The sequence below is a fragment of the Arthrobacter sp. Hiyo1 genome (assembly GCF_001263615.2).
Classification (GTDB): domain Bacteria; phylum Actinomycetota; class Actinomycetes; order Actinomycetales; family Micrococcaceae; genus Arthrobacter.
In genome coordinates this window covers 90632-94892 of sequence record NZ_DF952470.1, presented here as the reverse complement: position 1 = coordinate 94892, position 4261 = coordinate 90632, and the positions used below count along the sequence as shown (strand labels likewise).

The 4261-nt window shown below is 62.3% G+C and carries 7 protein-coding genes and 1 pseudogene; 1 reads left to right on the top strand and 7 read right to left on the bottom strand.

The window, feature by feature from the left end:
• The 7 genes from AHiyo1_RS24645 to AHiyo1_RS09370 form a co-directional block, all read right to left on the bottom strand.
• A partial coding sequence (locus tag AHiyo1_RS24645; protein ID WP_216363172.1) for a hypothetical protein occupies nucleotides 1-262 on the bottom strand: 262 nt, incomplete at its 3' end.
• A gap of 49 nt (nucleotides 263-311) precedes the next feature.
• Nucleotides 312-1016, bottom strand: a complete 705-nt coding sequence (locus AHiyo1_RS09395; protein ID WP_253257272.1) for an acyltransferase family protein — start codon at nucleotides 1014-1016, stop codon at nucleotides 312-314.
• On the bottom strand, nucleotides 908-1564 hold the full coding sequence (locus tag AHiyo1_RS09390) for an acyltransferase family protein (RefSeq protein ID WP_148667509.1): 657 nt from the start codon (nucleotides 1562-1564) through the stop codon (nucleotides 908-910). Before AHiyo1_RS09390 ends, AHiyo1_RS09395 begins: the two co-directional genes overlap by 109 nt.
• Nucleotides 1565-1679: 115 nt before the next feature.
• Nucleotides 1680-2153 (bottom strand): Clp protease N-terminal domain-containing protein, encoded by a 474-nt coding sequence (locus tag AHiyo1_RS09385; RefSeq protein ID WP_059388391.1) that lies wholly within the window; start codon nucleotides 2151-2153, stop codon nucleotides 1680-1682.
• A 7-nt stretch (nucleotides 2154-2160) separates the two neighbouring features.
• A complete protein-coding gene (locus tag AHiyo1_RS09380) occupies nucleotides 2161-2364 on the bottom strand; it encodes a hypothetical protein (protein ID WP_059388394.1) in 204 nt (67 codons plus the stop codon).
• Between the two features lie 31 nt (nucleotides 2365-2395).
• Complete coding sequence (locus tag AHiyo1_RS09375) at nucleotides 2396-2938, bottom strand: GNAT family N-acetyltransferase (RefSeq protein WP_059388390.1); 543 nt, start codon at nucleotides 2936-2938, stop codon at nucleotides 2396-2398.
• Nucleotides 2935-3390 (bottom strand): SRPBCC family protein, encoded by a 456-nt coding sequence (locus AHiyo1_RS09370; protein WP_059388389.1) that lies wholly within the window; start codon nucleotides 3388-3390, stop codon nucleotides 2935-2937. Before AHiyo1_RS09370 ends, AHiyo1_RS09375 begins: the two co-directional genes overlap by 4 nt.
• 276 nt (nucleotides 3391-3666) lie before the next feature.
• On the opposite strand from AHiyo1_RS09370, the pseudogene AHiyo1_RS26495 reads away from it, so the two are divergent.
• Nucleotides 3667-4261: pseudogene (locus AHiyo1_RS26495) on the top strand (FUSC family protein); the annotation flags it as partial.

The window sequence follows — 4261 nt, the reverse complement described above, 5'->3', positions numbered from 1 at the left end:
CGACCAGCCACGCCACCCCGCGGGGCACGACGTGGAGGTAGCCTTGGTAGGGGGCGAAGATGCCCCGGAGGCCTGCGTCCTTGAGCACGTCATTGATGAAGATCCCGCCATCTTCGGCCCACAGGGTTCCGATAGCCGGGCCCGGGAGCCGCGCCAGCGAAATCAGTGTCGAGACCAGGACGATCGACGCGTACACCACAGGGTTCCGCGAGCGGACAGTAGGAGCGAAAAAGGCGCGACGGCGCACGGTCAGGACAGCCAAGCGGGGACCCCCAAAAGAAAATTGCAGACAGGAGGCCGATTCTACATCCTCAGCGCTTAACGCTTAGTTCCTGTTGAGGTTCGGGTTGTTGTACCTTCAACGCCGGCCTCTTCAGCTTCATCGCCGGGCGCTCTACAAAGTAGTAAGTCAAGGTGGACAAGGACAGTGTGATGGCCAGGACGAGGAGCCCGTTCAGCGGCAAGGCGAGAGTGTTTTGGCCGAACGTCCGGTGATGCCCCATTAGCCAAAAAATTACGGGCAGATGCCAGAGATAGATGCTGTAACTCATGACGCCCGTGAAGCGGAATGGCAACCATTCGAGAACACGGGCCGTCCGATTCAGGTCGTCTCCCCGGGATGACGGTAATACGACTGCGAGCAATACCAACGCCGCAGCCACCCCGGAGACCGTGGAAATTACGGGTCGGGCGAATTCAAGGGCCAGGAGCTCGATCAGCGCCGCGACCAGGACTAGTGCTGCCTTGACCCGGGTCTGCACCCGCTCCACGCCGCGTTCGTGGATCACGACCACTGCCACGGCGGCGAGCATTCCGTATCCAAAGAGATCCGCCTGCGCAAGGAAGCTCCGAAGGAAGACTGCACTGCCAGTCTGCCCGAAGCCGAAGTTCGCCGCATCGATCGGGCTCATTCGGCTTGCCGCGTCACTGGCCCAAAGCGTAATGCCCAGGCCGACGATGACCATGGCAAGCGGCGCGCACACCAAGGCGGCAGTCTTCCTCGATCCTTTTCGAATCCTCCACAGGGCAAGAAAGGCCACCAAGGCAGAACAAAATAGAAGGTGATCTCAGCCGTCAATGACCACGACACCGGCAGGCCGCTCATGACGTACTCCGGAATGAACATGTGAACAAGAAGTACGTTGGCTGCGATCTTGAGGGGATCCGTGAGCCTGCCGATGTTTTCCGGGCCGAACCCGTGAGTGCTGCCGTGAAGGTACACGGAACCGACGAAGAGTCCGGTGACAACGAAGATCACGATGTACGCGGGATAAATCCGCAGCAGCCTGTTGTATGCATAGCGGCGGATGGACGGCAGCTGCCTGCCCTGCACGATCGCGGAAACGAAGGGCCTGTACAACAGGAAGCCGGAGAGGACGAAGAACAGGGTGAGGCCCTGGTTGCAAAGCGAAAAGAGAATTTCCAAGGGCCCGGTCTGCACTTGGAATGATGTCGTCAAAGCAAGGTGGTAAACCATCACCGATAGGGCCGCAATGCCTCGGAGGCCTTCGATTCCGGCAAGGCGACGACCCCACGATGGACGTACGGTAATGGTGTCCTGCACGGGCGGTTCCCCTCAAAAGGCGGCTGCGTGATCCTGTGGGAGCTTACAGGATTCACTCAGCTGTGGTTCACTCGAGCGGAATATTGCCGCGCAAAACAATCAGGTTCGGGCCGCCTCACTCAGTTCCCGGACCTGGGTTCTGCAGCCTGTCCTTGAGTGCCGCGGTATCCACGCCCAGGTTATGGAGCAGGACGGCGGCCGGATCCGGTTCGCGCCGCTCCAGCAGTGCGAGCAAGAGGTGCCGCGTGCTGATCCTGCGGGCCTTCTCCCGGGTGGTCAGCATCAGTGAGTCCTGAATGACTGAGCGGGCGGCCGAGGTGAAGGTAGTCCGGCTGCTTCCCTTCGGCGCATTCAGCGGGCCGAAGTCCCCCAGCGTCACGCCAACGGCTTCCAGCGCCTGCTGGTCGAGGGCATCGAGCTGGGCGCGGGCGGATTCGAGGTCCGTTTCCAACGTCCGGCAGCTCCCGGGGTCGTGAAGCAATCCCAGCAGCAAATGGTCCGTGCCGATTCTCCGGTCTCCACGGCGTTTGGCTTCCTCGGCGCCGGCATGGACAGCGGTCCTGGCTTCGCCGGCAAATCGTTCAAACATGGCAGACTCACTTTCCGTATTTGGCGTGGACCGACTGCTTGGAGACGCCCAAGGCATCACCTATTTGCTCCCAGGACCAACCGTGCTCCCGCGCGAGGGCCACGTTGGTGGCCTCCACCTTCTCAGCCAAGCGATGCAGGGCACCAACGGCGCGGAGCCCGATTACCGGGTCCGTCGCCGGGATGTGGGAAGTCAGCTCATCACCATTCATGCTGTCAGTTTGGACTGACGGCACAGGCCTGTCAATACAGACTGACAGAATCTTCCTGTCCGCGGATCGGCCTGACGCGCCGCCGCATGGCGATCCTGGGCCAACGACTCAGGCCCACCAAGCCCTCGCATTCGAGGATGCCCCGGAGTCCATCGTCCAACAGCTCCGGGCCCAGCTCCTCGAAACCCAGCCTGCGATAGTAGGGCGCATTCCACGGAACATCCCGGAAAGTGGTCAGGGTCAGCCACTCCAAGCCCTGGGCCTGAGCCCACTTTTCGGCAACATCGAGCAGCTCGCTCCCCAGACCTTGCCGCGCATGCGACGGATGGACGCTCAATTGCTCCACGTGCGCATTGCCGTCGAGGTGCTCAATCAGAAGATAGGCCACGGGAACATCTGACGTGTCGGCGAAGACCAAGGCACCCCCGCGCGCCTGGTAGAGAGCCATTTCCGTGACGGTCAATGGCTCGTCATCTGCGATGGCGTCCATTCCACAGGAGCGGAAGATCTCCCCCGCGGCGAACTCGATCCCCCGGAGCCGTTCCAGTTCGTCCGCGCGGGCCGTCCTGATCATGCGGCGGCACCGTTGCGGGCAAGGTATTCGTTGCGCTTTTCGATGAGGTTCCGCAGGTATCGCCCGAGGAAGGCCTTCTCCGCAATCCGGCCCACAACGCCGAAAGGCGCCGCGAACTCGACGCGATCGATCATGAGCGTGCCGCCGTCGTCGGGAATGAACTCGTGCATGTGCCGGAAGAAGCGAAAGGGGCCACGCACTTGCTCGTCCGTAAACGATTCAGGGAATCGAAACCGGGTGATGCGGCTGCTCATTCGCAGAGGTACAGCGAAATGCCAGGCCTGCCAGGTGACCTCGTCGCCTTCCGAGAGCAGTCCGGACACGACGCCGGCAACCGCTCGTTCCCGGGACTTGGCCATGGAGCCGACGTGCGCGTCGACATTGCGGGAGAGATCGAAGAGCTCCCCCGGTTCCATCCCGATACGCGTGCGGCATGTGAACGACACAGTCATGCTTCGATCCTGCCACCGTTTCGAAACACCCGTCGACCCGACTAGCTCGCAGTTAATGTCGTTATGGAGGCTCAAAACGACATCTACTGCGAGGGCCCACGCCACCAGGGTTCCCTGGCCGAGCTTGCGAGGCGAGGGTGGCGGTGGGGACTAGTTGGGTGGGGACGCACAAGGAAACGTTGTGACCCAGCTAATGGCGCGGATCGTGGGGTGCTGATAACTTCCCAATGATCGGCTGAGTTGATTGGTGGTGTCCCGTTGCGATCAATCATTGCCCATGCCCGTGCGCTTCATACCGTTCCACCGGCAAGCAACGATCACCTGGCTGCCGTCCGCGTCGCACTGAGCGTCGCCGTGCCGGCCCTTGTGCTTCTTGCGATTGGCCGGGCGGACCTCATCATCTACGCCGTGTTCGGCGCCCTGACCGGCATGTACGGTCGTGCCGAATCGCATCAACTGCGGCTCAAGCACCAGGCCCAGGCCGCCGCCGTGCTCCTGGCCGGCGTCTCGGTGGGCACGTTCTTGTCCGTCTCCCATATCCATTCATGGGGATTGGTGGTAGTCGAGGCGCTCCTGGCGGGTGTTGGCTCGCTGTTCTCGGACAAGGTACGGCTCAAACCAAATGGCCCGTTCTTCGGGATCCTGGCCCTTGGAGCATGCGCGTCCGTCCCCGCGCACGTCCCGTTCCTTGCCGCGGTCCTGATCTGTGCGGCATCGGCAGCGTTTTCGATGGTGGTGGGTTTTGCCGGCTGGCTTCGGTACCGGGTGTGGGAACGTGGCGCCGTCCGGGACATTCCTGCATCCTCGGCGCGGCTGCGCCAAGCAGCCGGACTCCACGCGGCCCGGTATGTGCTCGCCGTCGGCGCGGCAG